The organism is Vibrio sp. FE10 (assembly GCF_030297155.1).
Lineage (GTDB): Bacteria > Pseudomonadota > Gammaproteobacteria > Enterobacterales > Vibrionaceae > Vibrio > Vibrio apostichopi.
Genome location: NZ_AP028067.1, coordinates 2,182,765 through 2,199,235, shown reverse-complemented (window position 1 = coordinate 2,199,235; position 16,471 = coordinate 2,182,765). Strand labels below are relative to the sequence as shown.

The following is a 16,471-nucleotide window of genomic DNA, read 5'->3' as shown; positions in this document are numbered from 1 at the left end:
TCCCACGATTTCATATCGATGTTCTAGTTATTGTGGTTTAAACATAGCGGAGCATGTTGAGGGATATAGATATAAACCACCGTCAAATGTTTGGTAAAAGTTAAAAGATGGCGAAATGTAAATTCTATTTATTGGTTGGTTTATTTAAGTCGAAGAGAAAATATTTAGTACTAATTCGTGTTCAAAGTAGTTTCTGTGCTGAGAGTGTACTCAGTATCTGTTAACAATAAAGGATGAGTCATGTTTAAGAAAAACATATTAGCAGTGGCGTTATTAGCGACTGTGCCAATGGTTACTTTCGCAAATAACGGTGTTTCCTACCCCGTACCTGCCGATAAATTCGATATGCGTAATTGGAAAATAACGATCCCTTCAGATATTAATGAAGATGGACGTGTTGATGAAATCGAAGGGGTGGCAATGATGAGCTACTCACACAGCGATTTCTTCCATCTTGATAAAGACGGTAATCTCGTCTTTGAAGTACAAAACCAAGCGATTACGACGAAGAACTCGAAAAATGCACGCTCTGAGTTACGTCAGATGCCGCGCGGAGCCGATTTCTCGATTGATACGGCTGATAAAGGAAACCAGTGGGCATTGTCGAGCCACCCTGAAGCTAGTGAGTACAGTGCGGTTGGCGGAACGCTAGAAGCGACACTAAAAGTGAATCACGTTGCGATAAACGCTAAGCACCCAGAAAGATACCCAGCTCACTCGGTGGTTGTTGGTCAGATACACGCGAAGAAACACGATGCTTTGATCAAAGCTAAAACAGGTTATGGGCATGGTAATGAACCACTAAAGATCTTCTATAAGAAGTTTCCTGATCAAGAGATGGGCTCAGTGTTCTGGAACTATGAACGTAACCTAGAGAAGAAAGATCCTAACCGTGCAGATATTGCTTACCCAGTATGGGGTAATACTTGGGAAAACCCAGCAGAGCCCGGTGAAGCTGGGATAGCGTTAGGTGAAGAGTTCAGCTACAAAGTGGAAGTGAAGGGTACAATGATGTACCTAACATTTGAAACTGCTCGTCACGATACCGTTAACTATGAAATCGACCTGAGTAAGGGCATCGATGAACTTGATTCACCAACGGGTTATGCGGAAGATGATTTTTACTACAAAGCGGGCGCGTACGGCCAATGTAGCGTAAACGACTCTCACCCTATTTGGGGCCCTGGTTGTGCAGGTACTGGCGACTTCGCTGTTGATAAAAAGAATGGCGATTACAACAGTGTGACTTTCTCAGCACTTAAGCTGAATGGAAAATAGTTAGCAGTTAGCAGTTAGCAGTTAGCAGTTAGCAATTAGCAGCTAGAGCTAAATAAATAGATAGATAACAGAGTAGGGTGAGCAACACGCTAGCCTCAAAGAACATGTTCAAAGGCCACTTAACACAACGTTAAGTGGCCTTTTTTGTCAGTCGAGTTAGCCACACCGTTTCTAGTGATGTGTTGACGGTGAACCCTATCCAATGCTTAAACGTGGTTAACTCATATCAACCAAACCTCCAGTCACTACTACTTACCACTAAAGATTTACCATTTAGTTGGACCCCAAAGTCAGGCTCCTAAAACGAAACAACCTCGCCAAAGGGCAAGGTTGTTTTAGGAAGCTCAGGTAAAGCTCTGGAGTGAATCAGATACGGCGACTAGTCATACATCAGTTCATTCGCTTTGTTGGCATCAAATTCCTTTAAAGACTTACGCGCCAAGTGTCGGAATGGGAACGCTTTAACTATCTCTTCGAATGGTTGGATAGCAAACGCCCAAAAGATAGAACCGTCTAATCCAAAGATGATCAATGCACACAATGGAATTGAAATTACCCATTGACCAGTAAAGTTGATTTTGAAGACTGCGGTCGTTTTTCCTAGTGCTCTTAATACATTCCCATGAACCGTGTTGTAGCCACGAACAATCGGTAAGAAGATGTAGAGTGGGGCGATAACGGCCAATGCTTGATAGGTAGACTCATCCAAGTTCGGGTAAATGTCACCAATGACGAGACTTAATCCTGCGAACAAGATTGCACACACAAAAGAAATGACTACCGCAATATCAATACTGGTATCGACGTTTTTGACTAGGTCATCCATCTTTTTAGAGCCAATCGCTTGGCTGATAGTAATCGCGGAAGAGTGAGCCCAAGCAGTAATAAATTGAGAGACAGCCCTGATCCAAGGCATCACCAAAGTAATCGCAACATATGCGTTGATGTTAAGTTGCGAATACAGTAACTGATAAATCGTTGCGCCAATCAATAGCATGGTTACATTTGCTGCGACAGGGAATATCTCGATAAAGTGACGACGAACGTTTGTCATGAACTCAGATCGCTGGGCGTCTAATTTGAGTGAAATTGCTGAGCTCAAATACACGCAAAGAACCAGATACACAAGGCGAAGGGTGATAGCAATAACACTGCCTAGCGCGGCGCCTTGAACACCAATACCTTCGAAATTCGAAAAGCCGTGAATGAGTCCATAAGAAAGTACAGCGTTGATCGGCAATTCAATCAAATACCCTTTAAACGGTATTTTGGTTCTTCCTAATGCATTAAATAGGGCGATAATCACTTGCGTTAATGCTGTGAAAATGACGAGATACTTTGAGATATCAAGGTAGTAGCTGATCTCAAGGTGAAGAGTTTTATCGTCGGTTAAGGCTTGGATGAGAGGCTGTTCGAAAAAGGTGAGGACAAACCAAAATATTGTCGCGATACCTAAGTTGATGAACAGGCCTGCCCAAAATGCTTTTGACAAAGAGGTTGCAATACCAGAACCCACAGCACGACTTAATACCAGTTGTGTGCCATTCGCCAATGCCATTTGTATCCCGAGTACAAACGCAACCATAGTCGTCGCAATGCCCATGGCAGCCAAAGGTATTTCACCAAGAGGAGAAACCAACAGCGTATCGATCATCAACATCGACTGCATCAATATACCGTTTAGGGCTAGGGGCCAAGCGAGAGAGAAATTTTTCCTTACATACGATTGTGTAGACACAAACAACACCTTATGTGTATAACCGTAAGTTTTCTCTGAGAGGACCCGAGTTCGCCATTTAAAGGTGAAACACTACGGTATGGATGGTTAAAAAAATGGGCGCTAAAACGTGACTGACTCGTGTATTGGGAAACACGAGTCAGTCAGGTAAATCTTAATTATGCGATGGCTAGTTCAACTCTAGACAGCTTTTGGTTTTCATCATCAAGTAAAGCTTGAGAGGCGATTCGAGCTTGATTCGCATTGCCTGACATAATCGCATCATATATTGCTTTATGCTCTTCTAGACAGAAGCGACCGCCTTCGGCTGAATGGTCGATAAACTGCTTGAAGATTGTCGAGAGAATGTTGGCGAACGGAATGTAAAATTGGTTACCCGTCGATAGGAAAATCGTTTGGTGAAACAGATGATCGTTCGTTGTCCACTCTTCATAATCAAAGCCGTTTGCCGCGATGGTCATCTTTTGGAAAAGAATCGAAAGCTCTTTGCGTTGCTCTACCGTAGCGTTGGATGCCGCAAGCGCACACGCTTCTGGGTCAATCGCTTTTCTTAACCCTAAGAATTGAGATAAGAAGGGCTTGGTGTCTTCTAAGTCTTGAATCCAATACAGTAATTGGGGATCTAAAAAGTGCCATTGCGTTCTTGGCTTGATACGAGTGCCCACTTTAGGCTTCGATTCAATCAACCCTTTTGCTGAAAGCAGCTTAGTGGATTCTCGAAGAGCAGTTCTGCTGACTCCAAAGATCTCGCACAACTCCATTTCGCTGGGTAACTTCTGATTTTCTTCTAACTCGCCAGACAAGATCTTGCGAGCAATTTGTCTTGCTACTTGAACATGAATTCGGCGGCTTGAATCTTCCACCAATGTAAATATTGACATTTAAACCACCTGAAATTGAAACTTTAAAAACAAAAAAAGCCAGACGAATCTGGCGTTTTGGTGTCAGTGTATACGTCTAATATAGTGTGAGGTTTTCCCTCATCTACTAGTACCTGTTAACCAGGTTTTATGTATCGAACTTAGCTACCGACTAGGGCGCTATTTGTCCGCCGTTAACATCTAGGATTTGTCCTGTGATGTAACCGCTACAAGCGTGTGATGCAAAGAAAGCAAAAGTAGGGGCGACTTCTTCGATACTGCCAAAGCGTCCCATTGGGATGTTGCTAGCAATGTTCGATTTCAGCTCGTCGCTTTTACCATCGTGAAATGCGGTGTCGATAGTGCCAGGAGAAACAATGTTGAAACGGATATTGTCTTTCGCAAACTCTTTCACCCAGTTACGGTGAATATCGTGTAACCACGCTTTTGAAGCGGCATAAATACCAGCACCCACACCACCACCTTCGCGAGCGGCAATAGAACCCGTGCTGATAACACACGATGTTTGTCCCGACTCAGCTGCAGAAGCGCGCAAGTGGGGGATAGAGAACTTGGTTGTCATCAATGCAGAGCGAACGTTTAGATTCATGACTCGCTCATAAAACTCATCATCGATGTCTTCGAGATTTGCACGCCCGCCTAAGCCACCTGCGTTATTGATCAACACATCCATGCCACCAAAATGTTCGGTGAACTCTTTAACTAATCTTTCGCACTCTAATGTGTCCATTAGGTTTGCTGGAAAAAACGCAACATCGCCGCCAAGTGCAGTCAGTTCTGTTAGAACCTCATCCACTTTTGGGCTGAAAGCACGACTATTGATGCCAATCTTTGCGCCGTACTTTGCAAAAATACGTGCGGTAGCTAAGCCCATACCAGCAGTAGAGCCAGTAATTAGAATGCGTTTGCCTTTTAAATCGTTAAACATCAGAGTCGCCTATATTGTAGATTATTTGCGTTAATAAATCATACAATAACACTTGCTATATTCAAGGATGTTCATCTCAAAACTGATCATTAACGGCATAAATAGTGAGAGTAAGAGTGGTTTTGTGAGTTCACGCATACAAAAAATGTGTAAATAAGAACTATTTGTATGAATAAATAGCTAGGTTTAGTTTTGTGCGCTCAATACGTATAAGGTAGGTTGAATATTGCTCTAGGCTATATCGGTAGTGACCTCACGTTATTCTTACACTAAGTTGGTGCAGATATAAATCAGTGCTATAGTCCGGGTTAAATAATACATATCTAATAAGTAAGTAGACACATGGCTGGCTCTTTCAATTCTATTTCAGGCTCTAAGCGAAGCCTTCATGTGCAAGTTGCACGTGAAATCGCTCGTGGTATTTTGTCGGGCAATTTGCCTCAAGGTTCAATCATCCCTGGTGAAATGGCTCTGTGTGAGCAGTTTGGTATTAGTCGAACTGCATTAAGAGAAGCGGTAAAGCTTCTGACTTCAAAAGGGCTATTAGAATCTCGTCCTAAAATCGGTACACGTGTTGTCGACCGCGCATACTGGAACTTCTTAGACCCACAACTTATCGAATGGATGGATGGACTGGCGGATACAGACCAATTCTGTCACCAGTTTTTGGGTTTGCGTCGTGCTATTGAGCCTGAAGCTTGCGCATTGGCCGCTAAATTTGCAACTGCCGATCAACGAATTGAATTATCAGAAATTTTCCAAAAAATGGTGGAAATATCGAGCGAAGAGACTCTTGATAAAGAGCGTTGGCTAGATATTGATATGAAGTTCCATAGCCTGATTTTTAACGCAACGGGTAACGACTTCTACCTACCGTTCGGTAATATTTTAACGACCATGTTTGTTAACTTTATTTCTCACTCTTCGGAAGAGGGAAGTACATGCATTAATGAGCATCGCGCTATTTACGAAGCGATTATGGCTGGAAATAGTGACAAAGCACGTCAAGTATCAGCAAGTCATCTATTAGAAACAAATCATAGATTACCAATTGCTAGTTAATTGTTTTCGCTAATATTTTAGTGATGAGTTTTGAGTTCACTCTTTAGGGTGTCAATCTCAAAAAGTTAAGATAATTAAAGTTAACATCGCACGGTTACCAAACCGGACGATAAGAAAGCACGTTTGATACGTGCTTTTTTTGTATTCAAATTTGATGAAAACCTGACCAGTGTCCAATATTTAATCTATTATTTGTCGTTTTATTAAAATCACTAGTAACCAGTATTTTAAGTTATATAATAATACTAATTAAATTATTGCGAGTGTGATTATGCCCCAGTCTCTGCTGCCAAATATTCTTCAATTTATCGGTCAGATAGACCCTTTCGATAAGATCCCTAAAGAAGCGCTTCGTGAACTTGCCTCTAATGTTCAGATCACTTATCTCGGCAAAGGGGATGTGGTTGATCTGTGTGAGTCGGGTAAAGAAAAGTCGCTCTACATCATTCGAACCGGCTCTATGGAACAAAGAAAGTCAGACGGTGTACTTCGTGCGCGTTTAGGCAGTGAAGATTTGTTCGGCTTTACGTTCTTAGACTCTGAAGTTAACGACGAGAAAGGCTATAGAGCGATCGCAATCGAAAACACCTTACTTTATGTGATTCCACACTCGGCACTTCAAGCGTTGTTCAAGGCATTTCCAAGCTGCGCAGAACACTTTGCATCACAGGCTCAGGTTCGTTTGAAGTCGGCACTTGATGTGGTGTGGTCAAATAAAGAGAAAGGCTTGTTCATTCGTAAGGTCGAAGAAGTGGCAAGCGGGCAGGTGGCCATCGTTAAATCTGAGCAAACTATTCAATCGGTCGCGGTTGAAATGCTGCATCAACGCTCACCCTGTGCAGTGATTTACGAAGGTGAAACGATTGTTGGCTTGATCACCGACCGTGATATGACTAAGCGAGTGATCGCTCATGGTGTCAGTACCGATAACCTGATCTCTGAGGTGATGACGCATTCTCCACTGACGGTTAAGCCGGATGATCTTGTGTTGCATGCCGCGTCTATCATGATGCAATTCAACATCCGTAACTTGCCTGTCGTGAAAGAGAACAAAGTTGTTGGTCTGCTTACGACGTCTCACTTGGTTCAAAATCACCGTGTTCAAGCGATCTTCTTAATCGAGAAAATCAAATACGCGGGCAGCGTAAAAACCATGTCTTCATTTACTTCAGAACGACAAGCCATTTTTGAAGCGCTGGTGGAAGGCAAAGTGGCACCTGAAACGGTGGGTAAGGTAATGACCATGATTATGGATGCCTACACGCGCCGATTGATTCAGATAGCGATTGATAAGTTAGGCCCGCCACCTTGCGACTTTTCTTGGATTGTTGCGGGCTCGCACGCGCGTAATGAAGTTCATATGTTGTCGGACCAAGACAGCGCGATTGTACTGGCTGACGATGCAACCGACAGTGACCGAATTTACTTTAAGCACCTAGCAATGATGGTGACTAACGGATTGGCGAGCTGTGATTACCCATTGTGTCCGGGTAAATTCATGGCGGCGACACCAAAATGGTGTCAGCCACTCGGTGTTTGGAAGCACTACTACAAAAAGTGGGTCGCAAACCCTGAGTACGAACGCTTACTCAACATCAGTGTGTTCCTAGAGATTCGTACTATCTATGGCAACAGTGAGTTCGAAGGCATTCTTCGTGATGAGCTGCATTCCAATATTCGCGGTAACCGTGAGTTCTTAAGCACACTAGTGAAAGATGCGGTGAACACCAACCCGCCACTGGGTATCTTCAACAGTTTGGTTCTAGAGAAGTCGGGTGAGAATAAGAAAACACTCAATGTGAAGAAGTACGCCATCAACTTGATTATCGATCTTGCGCGTATTTACGGATTAGCGGTGGAATGTGATTTGTCAGCAACCGATGAACGCTTTGCTGCAGCCAATGAAAAAGGCATGCTGAGTGATGACGCGTTCAAGAACATCCTTGGTGCGTATCAGTTCATTCTGTCTTTCCGTTTCGGCCATCAGCTCGAAGCCCTGAAGAACGGTGAAGTGCCAGACAACAACATCAACCCAGACAGCTTTGGTAGCTTTGAACGTAAGCACTTGAAAGACGCCTTTAGGATCATTGCCGACCTTCAAGAAGCGGCGAAAATTCGTTTCGGAGCGCGTTAATGAAAGCCTTGTTGAACTACTTTCACCCGCTTGAGCGAATTAAACGTAAGCGTAAGCAATATCTGGGTACGGTTAAGCTGCCAGAAGCGTTACATGATCTGGTAGAACAGCCTTGTCCTGAAATGACGGACTTGGCCAAAGACAGCGACTACATCGTGTTGGATCTTGAGACTACAGGCTTAGACAGCGAACAAGATCTGATTTTGTCCATGGGGTGGGTCGATGTGGTCAAGGGGCGAATCGATTTGGCTTCTGCCAAGCATATCTATCTCAATAACGATTCGCAGATCAATGCTGAAACGGCGGTGATTAACCACATCACACCTCAAATGCTGGAAGAGGGGGCTTCAATTCATGATGCGATGCTCACTTTCTTCGAAGCAGCGAAAGGCAAGATCATCGTCGCGCACGCTTGTGTGGTCGAAGAGAAGTTCATTAGCCAGTATCTACTAAGATGCTATGGCTTAAGGCAGCTACCTTTACTTTGGCTAGATACACTCTGTATTGAAAAGAGCATGGAGAAAGCGATCAGCAACCATGAAGAGGTGGATTTAACTCTAGCGGGCACGCGACACAGGTATGGGCTTCCCGAGTACAACAGCCACAATGCGTTAGCGGATGCAGTCTCAACAGCTGAACTGCTATTAGCTCAGCAGAAGCGAGTAGTGCCTAACGATGAAGTGACGCTTTCCTTTTTATATCGGATCAGTCACTAGGGCAGTAGCTTCTTGTAAGTGAATCATCGTTGAATGACCTGATTTAAAACATAAAAAGCCAGCGATTAAGCTGGCTTTTGTTTAGGTCTTAGAAAATTAGGACAGTAATTATCTTAGATTCTTCATGTACCGTGCAGCTTAGAAGCTGTAAGTAATACCTACACGGCTACGTAGTTGACGGTCACGGCTGTCTTGAACGTTACCGAACTCAACGTATGGACGCCAGCTCCAGTCAGCCTCTTTGTAACCAACTTTAACGTTGTAATCCCACTCGTTGTCAGCACCGCCGCCGCCAGTCCACTCATTATCAATGAAGTCTTCTGCGTAGTTAGCTTCGAAGCCGAACTGCCAAGCATTCCAGTTGTAATCGATGTTACCTGTTACTTTACTGCGGTTCTTATTCTCGTTTGAAGAGTCAGATGTGTAGTCACGGAACTCGTGACGGTAGCGAAGCTTCGCTTTCACACCTGAATCGAAAGAGTATTGAACACGTACTTGTGGTTTGTAGGTTACGCTATCAGAACCAAATGTTACTGGCATACTTGGTTGGATTAACCAGTGATCGCTGATTTTGAATTTGTAGCCGTATTCAAACTCGTTATCCGCCGCTTCCCATTCAGAGAAAGGCTTACCTTTTTGCTTCATTTCAGCGCCAAAGAAGTGGTTGTCTACAGAACCGCTCATTTTGATACGGCTTGCCCAGTCTTCAGAACCATGTTTGTACTCTTGGCGTGCGTCAAGTGAAGCGGCAGAAACACTGCCAGCAAAAAGAGTTGCTACGATCGCTAAAGTAATCTTATTGTTTTTTATCATTTTATTTTTTCCACTGTATCTAAATAAAAAATGGTTGTTTAAGGGGCTGACATTGAGCCCCTTGTCGTATTGGGATTAAAGTTGTGGGTAAAGCAGTTCTACGTCTCGTTGAGCCCAAACTTCCGCTAGGTTTTTCTTAACCGTGAACTGGCTGAAGTCAGTCTCTGTTGCCACTTTCACCCACTCAGGGTTTTCCATAGCAACACCGGCTTTCAGGTAAAGCGGAGTCATGCGTTCAACGCGACGACGTTCATCTTTTTGTGTGTATGGCCACTCTTTGGATAGGTCGTTGTAGTCAGCCATTAGCTGAATACCTGTGTCTAAAGAGCCACCTTTTTTGTTTGTGTAGTTCCAAAGGTCGATACCGACTTTGTCACCAATCTGAGCCATACCGACCAATGGATCTAGGCTGAAGTAATGGTAGTGGTAAGCACGTGTACGTTCGATTTCGTGAGGCTGAGAGCCGTCTTTCTCGAATTGTGTGTCGATACGCATTTTGCCTTTTTGAACCATCTGCTTTGCCAGTGCGTCGTTACCAATAAAGTAAGAAACGCCTGCTACTTGATAGTCGTACCAAGTGCCGTGGTTGTTTTCTGCGTAAGCTTCGCCTTTAGGGCCACCAGACAGATCATCGATGATCAACCAATCTAGATATTCGCTGTACCACTGAGTGATTTGCGTTTCATCAGACTCAGTCCACGTTGGGGATTGAGACAGAATGGCGATTGAATCTAGCATGCGATCAGTCAGTGTTCTGGTATCGATGATTCCACCGCGGCGACCTTCAGCAACGCCAGGTACACCTTGTCCGTAGTTCACGTTCGGGTTCATCTTCGTATCTTCATTAAAGAACCAAGTTCTTACATATTCGATACCTTGCTGAGCGTATTTTTCGTCTTGGCTAAAGTAGTAGGCGATCGCTAATGCGCGAACAGAACGGGTGAAGTGGCCAATACGTTTTGAGTCAGTTTCGTCAGTTTTTGATGCTGGGTTGGTTTTTCCGTCATGGCGTACCCACGGAAGCCCATCTTCTTTTGATTCATCAGGCCACCAGTAAGGGCTGATACTCATGTAATCGTTTTTGCTGCCGCTTGGTGGAACCATGCCTTTATCAGCAACGCTGAAAGGACCATCGTTCATAGCTAGTTCTGCTTCTTCAATCAGCTTGGTGTAAGCATCTTTCATTGAATCAGAAGCTTTATCTGACTGAAGAAGAGTGCGGTTCGCTTCTAATGTTGCTTCATCGAGGAAAACGAATTCAGCGGCCATAGCTTGTGAACCGAAAGTGATAGCACCAATACAGGCAGCCAGATGTAGGAGTCGGGGGGCTTTCATATTTACGCCTTTTATTTTGAATTAAAATAATACAAATATGGTAACGATTGGGGGCGTGATGATCTGTGAATTAGATCGTGTTGTCGTGACAAAACCCTTATTTACAAAGGGTTACAAAGTTAAGTTAAAATGCAACTCATTGTTTTTATTTGATATTGTTTTGCGGTATCTCGGTTTATAAACTTCTTGTTTGGCAATAAATGTGCGCTACAGCAAAAAATTGAATCTTTAGATGTTATTTTTATTTGTAATACATTATTATTTACTAACTTTATGTAGCAGCACTTATCTTTCGTTCGTTGAATATATGTACATTCAACAAAGAGGCGTTAAGTGGTGAAGTAAAGTCGATAGATGAACGGATAGTTCAAAGGACGAGGCATTTGCTTGAGGTGATTAAAGCTTCAATCAGAGCAGGTTTGAAATGTAGTAGGCAAGGCAGTGACATAGCCTGCTATATAGAATCGAATTTAGTTAAGACGGTTAACGTCTCTCAAAATCGATGAAAAGAAGAAATCGTTGAAGTGCTTGTAAGAGCATTTTGATTATTGCTCCCAACTATTCTAATTATAACTTCTGCTTTCGTATAGAAAGGTAGGAGATGGTAGTGAAGATCTGCCTTTACGCTCATGTTGATACAGGCAACATGAGCGTTTTTTTTGCTTAAAATTTGAGTTGAGGGTTGTTTTGAGCGTCTATCCAGACGATTAAGCTTTCAGATGGATGACCGCACGTTCAAGTGAATCCGTTTGTTTTACCACAGACGTTGCAGAAGCAGCGTTTTTCGATGCTCCAGTCACATTCGCCAGTGTGAGCTGTTTAATTGTACTCACGTTTTCAATGATCTCTGAGGTGACAGCGCTTTGTTCTTTCATCGCATTCGTCACTTCCAAACTGTTGTTTAGAATCGTTTCCATATCGGCAATAACTGAAGTGATTCTTGAATGCGCATTTTCACAAGAGTCGACACTGCTGTTGCCTTTCTCACAACAGTTTTGAATGGTATTTACTACCGTTTGGGTCTGGTCTTGAACGCCTTGAATAATCGTCGAAATCTCTTCGGTTGAAAGCTGAGTTCTGCCCGCTAGGGTTCTTACTTCGTCAGCAACCACCGCAAAGCCACGACCTTGTTCGCCAGCGCGCGCCGCTTCTATCGCAGCATTCAGAGCAAGCAGGTTGGTTTGATCTGCAATGCCTTTAATCACTTCTAATACGGTATTAATTTTCTCGGAGTGAGCAGAGAGGCGATTCACTTCTTCACTCGCGCTCACTAGGTCAGTCGAAAGTGTATTGATGGTATCTCTGGTGAATGCCACGTCGTTAAGGCCATCGTTCGCCGTGGCGAAGCTGGTTTGTGCATTGGATGAGGCATTTTCACTGTTGGTTGCCACATTTTGAATATTGCTGCCCATCTGGTTTATCGCGGTCGCAATATTCTCGGTTTGTCGCTGTTGTTTGTTTAAAGCACTTTCAACTTCCATGCCATCGTGTTGAAGCTGGTTAGAGATGTTACCGAGCTCTTGAATAGAGCCCTGAACTTGACCGACCAACTGACGAATATCGGTGAGTACGGTATTAAACGCTTTTGCAATATCGGCTATCTCGTCCGTTCCGCTGTCTTCCGCTTTTACGGTAAAGTCACGTTGTTGTGCGACCAGCAACATGGTTGAGTTCAACGAGGCTATTTTCTTCGCGACACGAGATGAAATGCCAAAAGATAGTGCCATCAATAATGCAGCGATGGTAATAATAGAACCAACAATAAAGGTCGTAATGGTTTGTTGAATTGATTCGACCTGTTGTTCCAAGCGGCCTTCAAGGCTGATGAATATCGAGATGATGTCTTCAAACAGCATCTTCATTTCAGATTTCAGTTCCGCGACCTTTGCCGGATTTCGATCAATCGCGTCCACCATCAAAGAGAAGTCTTTGTCGTATTGCTTTACTTCAAGTGTCAGTTTTTCCAGCTCAGGGACGGCAATGTCAGACTCTTTGAGCAAGATGGAAAAGCTACCCATCAACTGTTGAAAGTGTGAGTACTCTTTGGCGAATACTGGCTTGAGCGCTTTCTCGTGGCTTATTAGAAACTCTAATTCCGTTCGATTGAGCTGAAGCATAGAGACTTCGAGTGACTTTACTTTGATCAGCGTTTTTTCAAGCTTGATCAATTTCAGGTTGGCCAGTTCAGTGAATGACACAACAACCAACAAAGACACGATGGATAAGCAAGCTAGGCTAAAAAGGGAGGTTTTAATTTTCATAGGTGGGCACCAAAGCAAAACAATATGACTCAACAACGTATTTAGAATTGTGTTTCTCTATTTGCGTGACAAGTCGCTTACGAGCTTGATAATTGAGAACTCACTCGCAACGAAAACGTTTGCTTACATTATTTTATGAAAAGGTTATGCGCAAGTTAAATATTTATTATTTTCAATGGCTATTGATGATTGTTTTGTTATTAGTGATTATTTAGAGCGTAAAGGAAGAGGAAGAGGAAGAGGAAGAGGAAGAAGGGAGATGAGATCGATAGATCTTGTTAATGGAGAACGCGGTGCTTACCTGAGATTAAAGAAGATGAGTACTTGTGCTTTGTCACACGAGCACTCATCCGTTTGTATTTAGCTTTCTGTCGGCATCCAAACTTGTTTAGACGTGATTTTGTGGTCTTTAAAGGTCAGTTCTTCAACCTTGTCTCCGTTAAGGTTCCAGCGCGTTAGTTTTCCATTCGCCACTTCGCCTTCATTGAATTTCGCTTGGCTTGCCTTATTGCCGTTAGGGTAATAGTCCGTTACCAGACCATCTTTTTGTCCGTTGCTGTATTCAGCGGTTAGGCTTTGTTCGCCATTTGGATACCATCGAGAGGCAACACCCGATAGTTCGTTGTCTTTATAGTTGAGCTCGGCTTTCTTCTGGCCGTTGGGATACCAGGTTTCTGCTTTGCCTTGTAATTCACCTTTAACGTAATTCACTTTAGAGGCCACTTGGCCGTTCGGATACCAGTTGGTTTCTTGACCCAGTTCTAGGCCGTCAGCAAATTGAGCTTGGGTCGCGACTTGGCCGTTATCGAACTTCTCTTCAAACTGACCAGTAAAGGGTTTTGAGTGGTTTACTTGGTAAGCCACGCCTTTACGCATCTGTAAATAGTCGACAGCATCTTCACGCGGTGTAGCGGCATAACTCATAGAAGACATCGTACTAAGAGCAATCAATATAGGGATGTATTTCTTCATAATGACACCTTTTTATTGGACAGGGGGAAAGTGTAACCGGTGTGTTAAAAGCATTTCATTTCCATGAGCCACTGTCAGCACCTATTAGTGGTTTTCAAGTTTCCATTATTAGCGGTCTAATGAAGGGAACTTTTTAACGCAATTTCAGACTAAAACTTCATAATATTTGTAATACAAATATGTTGTGTTTATTCATTTTTATAAACTATATCTAACGAGGTTTTGGTTGTTCATCAGTGATCTCTATTCGTCACGATTAACTATTTTTAGCGATGCAGACTCGATTTTTAGCGATATAGACTCGATAATTAGCGGTGATAACTGGATTTTTAGTGACGTTGTTCATGTTTGTCGAGGTTTTTGGTGCGCTTACAGTACGGATGGTTGCACTAAGTTGATGAATTACGCTCGTGAGTGGTGCAAATTTGAACTCGATCACTTGTATGATTATTTGAGTGCTGGACTGTAAGATCACTGTCACGCATTTAAATTATTGTAGTACAAATATGATTACCATCTATCTATAGTGACCTTAACAAAAAAACATAAATAAAAGGTCTAAAGATGGAACTCAATACCCTGATAGTTGGCATCTACTTCCTATTCTTAATTGCGATAGGGTGGATGTTCAGAACGTTTACAAGTACGACAAGTGATTACTTCCGTGGGGGAGGTAACATGCTGTGGTGGATGGTAGGTGCAACGGCATTTATGACCCAGTTCAGTGCGTGGACATTTACGGGTGCAGCCGGTAAAGCCTTCACTGATGGCTTTGCAGTAGCGATTATCTTCATCGCTAACGCATTCGGTTACCTCATGAACTACCTTTACTTCGCTCCGAAGTTCCGCCAACTGCGTGTTGTTACGGTAATTGAAGCGATTCGTATGCGTTTTGGTAAAGTGAATGAGCAAGTATTCACTTGGTCTGGTATGCCAAACAGCGTTATCTCTGCAGGTATCTGGTTGAATGGTCTTGCGATCATCGCGTCGGGAATCTTCGGCTTTGATATGACAACAACAATCATCCTAACGGGTCTGGTTGTACTGGTGATGTCAGTAACGGGCGGCTCTTGGGCGGTTATCGCCTCTGACTTTATGCAGATGGTTATCATCATGGCAGTAACCGTGACGTGTGCAGTGGTTGCTATTTACCACGGTGGCGGCGTTACGCAGATCATCAATGACTTCCCAACGGACTCATTCATTACAGGTGACAACCTTAACTACCTAAGCATCTTCAGCATCTGGGCTGTGTTCATCTTCTTAAAGCAGTTCAGCATCACCAATAACATGCTGAACTCTTACCGTTACCTTGCAGCGAAAGATTCAAACAACGCACGTAAAGCCGCTTTACTTGCTTGTATCCTGATGACGCTTGGTCCAATCATCTGGTTTATGCCTTCTTGGTTCATGGCAGGTCAAGGTGTTGATTTAGCAGCCGCTTACCCTGAAGCTGGCAGCAAAGCTGCTGACTTCGCTTACCTTTACTTCGTTCAAGAGTACATGCCTGCAGGTATGGTTGGTCTTCTGATTGCCGCTATGTTCGCAGCAACCATGTCTTCAATGGATTCAGGTCTAAACCGTAACTCAGGTATCTTCGTTAAGAACTTCTACGAGCCGATTCTTCGCCCTAAAGCGACAGAGAAAGAGCTAATGGTCGTTTCTAAACTCACGTCTACTTTCTTCGGTATCGCTATCATCTTGGTTGCGCTGTTCATCAACTCGCTTAAAGGTCTGAGCCTTTTCGACACCATGATGTACGTGGGCGCGTTGATCGGCTTCCCAATGACAATTCCAGCATTCTGTGGCTTCTTCATCCGTAAAACACCGGATTGGGCAGGCTGGGGCACGCTAGTTGTCGGTGGTGTGGTTTCTTACTTCGTTGGTTTCGTTATCACTGCAGACATGATCCAAAACTGGTTCGGTCTAAATGAACTGACAGGCCGCGAATGGTCTGACCTAAAAGTAGCTATCGGTCTTATCGGTCACATCATATTTACTGCTGGCTTCTTTGTTCTTTCAACGCTGTTCTACAAGCCATTACCGGAGCACCGCGAGAAAGACGTAGACAAGTTCTTCAACAACCTAGCGACACCATTAGTTGCTGAAAGTAATGAACAGAAGAAATTGGATAACAAGCAACGTCGTATGTTGGGTTCACTTATCGCAGTCGCGGGTGTGGGCGTAATGACAATGTTCGTACTGCCTAACCCAATGTGGGGACGCATGGTGTTTGTTCTTTGTGGCTTGATTGTCTTCTCTGTTGGTTTGCTGCTTGTGAAAGCGGTCGATGACAAGGTTGAGCAACAAGACGAAGTAACGCCAGCTGAAGGTTAATTTAATACGCATTCAA

General features: G+C 43.5%; 12 protein-coding genes. 5 read left to right on the top strand and 7 right to left on the bottom strand.

Annotated elements, in window-relative coordinates:
- Positions 1-240: 240 nt before the first annotated feature.
- A complete protein-coding gene (locus QUF19_RS09935) occupies positions 241-1,278 on the top strand; it encodes a polysaccharide lyase family 7 protein (RefSeq protein WP_286292340.1) in 1,038 nt (345 codons plus the stop codon).
- Between the two features lie 379 nt (positions 1,279-1,657).
- Here QUF19_RS09935 and QUF19_RS09930 read toward each other — a convergent pair whose 3' ends face one another.
- From QUF19_RS09930 to QUF19_RS09920, 3 genes are all read right to left on the bottom strand, one after another.
- Positions 1,658-3,025 (bottom strand): MATE family efflux transporter, encoded by a 1,368-nt coding sequence (locus QUF19_RS09930; protein ID WP_286292337.1) that lies wholly within the window; start codon positions 3,023-3,025, stop codon positions 1,658-1,660.
- A 149-nt stretch (positions 3,026-3,174) separates the two neighbouring features.
- Positions 3,175-3,897, bottom strand: coding sequence for a FadR/GntR family transcriptional regulator (locus QUF19_RS09925; protein WP_065104089.1), 723 nt, complete (start codon positions 3,895-3,897; stop codon positions 3,175-3,177).
- 151 nt (positions 3,898-4,048) lie between these two features.
- A complete protein-coding gene (locus QUF19_RS09920) occupies positions 4,049-4,825 on the bottom strand; it encodes an SDR family NAD(P)-dependent oxidoreductase (RefSeq protein WP_286292313.1) in 777 nt (258 codons plus the stop codon).
- A 342-nt stretch (positions 4,826-5,167) separates the two neighbouring features.
- On the opposite strand from QUF19_RS09920, the gene QUF19_RS09915 reads away from it, so the two are divergent.
- The 3 genes from QUF19_RS09915 to QUF19_RS09905 all read left to right on the top strand — a co-directional run bounded on the left by QUF19_RS09915 (position 5,168) and on the right by QUF19_RS09905 (position 8,737).
- Entirely contained in the window at positions 5,168-5,887 is a 720-nt protein-coding gene (locus QUF19_RS09915) for a FadR/GntR family transcriptional regulator (protein ID WP_286292310.1), read from the top strand.
- 271 nt (positions 5,888-6,158) lie between these two features.
- A complete protein-coding gene (locus tag QUF19_RS09910; protein ID WP_102438870.1) occupies positions 6,159-8,021 on the top strand; it encodes a DUF294 nucleotidyltransferase-like domain-containing protein in 1,863 nt (620 codons plus the stop codon).
- Positions 8,021-8,737, top strand: a complete 717-nt coding sequence (locus QUF19_RS09905) for a 3'-5' exonuclease (RefSeq protein ID WP_286292306.1) — start codon at positions 8,021-8,023, stop codon at positions 8,735-8,737. The genes QUF19_RS09910 and QUF19_RS09905 overlap by 1 nt, the downstream gene beginning before the upstream one ends.
- Before the next feature lie 138 nt (positions 8,738-8,875).
- On the opposite strand, the gene QUF19_RS09900 is transcribed toward QUF19_RS09905, so the two are convergent.
- The 4 genes from QUF19_RS09900 to QUF19_RS09885 form a co-directional block, all read right to left on the bottom strand.
- Positions 8,876-9,550, bottom strand: a complete 675-nt coding sequence (locus QUF19_RS09900) for an oligogalacturonate-specific porin KdgM family protein (RefSeq protein ID WP_286292303.1) — start codon at positions 9,548-9,550, stop codon at positions 8,876-8,878.
- 75 nt (positions 9,551-9,625) lie between these two features.
- Positions 9,626-10,885, bottom strand: a complete 1,260-nt coding sequence (locus QUF19_RS09895) for an alginate lyase family protein (protein ID WP_286292301.1) — start codon at positions 10,883-10,885, stop codon at positions 9,626-9,628.
- Between the two features lie 707 nt (positions 10,886-11,592).
- Positions 11,593-13,146: a methyl-accepting chemotaxis protein gene (locus QUF19_RS09890; protein ID WP_286292299.1), complete on the bottom strand. Its 1,554-nt coding sequence runs from the start codon at positions 13,144-13,146 to the stop codon at positions 11,593-11,595.
- A 360-nt stretch (positions 13,147-13,506) separates the two neighbouring features.
- A complete protein-coding gene (locus QUF19_RS09885) occupies positions 13,507-14,118 on the bottom strand; it encodes a toxin-antitoxin system YwqK family antitoxin (protein ID WP_286292297.1) in 612 nt (203 codons plus the stop codon).
- Positions 14,119-14,682: 564 nt separating this feature from the next.
- Here QUF19_RS09885 and QUF19_RS09880 point away from each other — a divergent pair.
- Complete coding sequence (locus QUF19_RS09880; RefSeq protein ID WP_102438880.1) at positions 14,683-16,455, top strand: sodium:solute symporter family transporter; 1,773 nt, start codon at positions 14,683-14,685, stop codon at positions 16,453-16,455.
- Positions 16,456-16,471: the final 16 nt, after the last annotated feature.

What these genes read in the sequence shown, in the direction of transcription:
- QUF19_RS09905 (WP_286292306.1), top strand. Translation starts at nt 8,021, where the DNA reads ATGAAAGCCTTGTTGAACTACTTTCACCCGCTTGAGCGAATTAAACGT.
- QUF19_RS09885 (WP_286292297.1), bottom strand. Translation starts at nt 14,118, where the DNA reads ATGAAGAAATACATCCCTATATTGATTGCTCTTAGTACGATGTCTTCT.
- QUF19_RS09910 (WP_102438870.1), top strand. Translation starts at nt 6,159, where the DNA reads ATGCCCCAGTCTCTGCTGCCAAATATTCTTCAATTTATCGGTCAGATA.
- QUF19_RS09925 (WP_065104089.1), bottom strand. Translation starts at nt 3,897, where the DNA reads ATGTCAATATTTACATTGGTGGAAGATTCAAGCCGCCGAATTCATGTT.
- QUF19_RS09935 (WP_286292340.1), top strand. Translation starts at nt 241, where the DNA reads ATGTTTAAGAAAAACATATTAGCAGTGGCGTTATTAGCGACTGTGCCA.
- QUF19_RS09890 (WP_286292299.1), bottom strand. Translation starts at nt 13,146, where the DNA reads ATGAAAATTAAAACCTCCCTTTTTAGCCTAGCTTGCTTATCCATCGTG.
- QUF19_RS09915 (WP_286292310.1), top strand. Translation starts at nt 5,168, where the DNA reads ATGGCTGGCTCTTTCAATTCTATTTCAGGCTCTAAGCGAAGCCTTCAT.
- QUF19_RS09900 (WP_286292303.1), bottom strand. Translation starts at nt 9,550, where the DNA reads ATGATAAAAAACAATAAGATTACTTTAGCGATCGTAGCAACTCTTTTT.
- QUF19_RS09920 (WP_286292313.1), bottom strand. Translation starts at nt 4,825, where the DNA reads ATGTTTAACGATTTAAAAGGCAAACGCATTCTAATTACTGGCTCTACT.
- QUF19_RS09880 (WP_102438880.1), top strand. Translation starts at nt 14,683, where the DNA reads ATGGAACTCAATACCCTGATAGTTGGCATCTACTTCCTATTCTTAATT.
- QUF19_RS09895 (WP_286292301.1), bottom strand. Translation starts at nt 10,885, where the DNA reads ATGAAAGCCCCCCGACTCCTACATCTGGCTGCCTGTATTGGTGCTATC.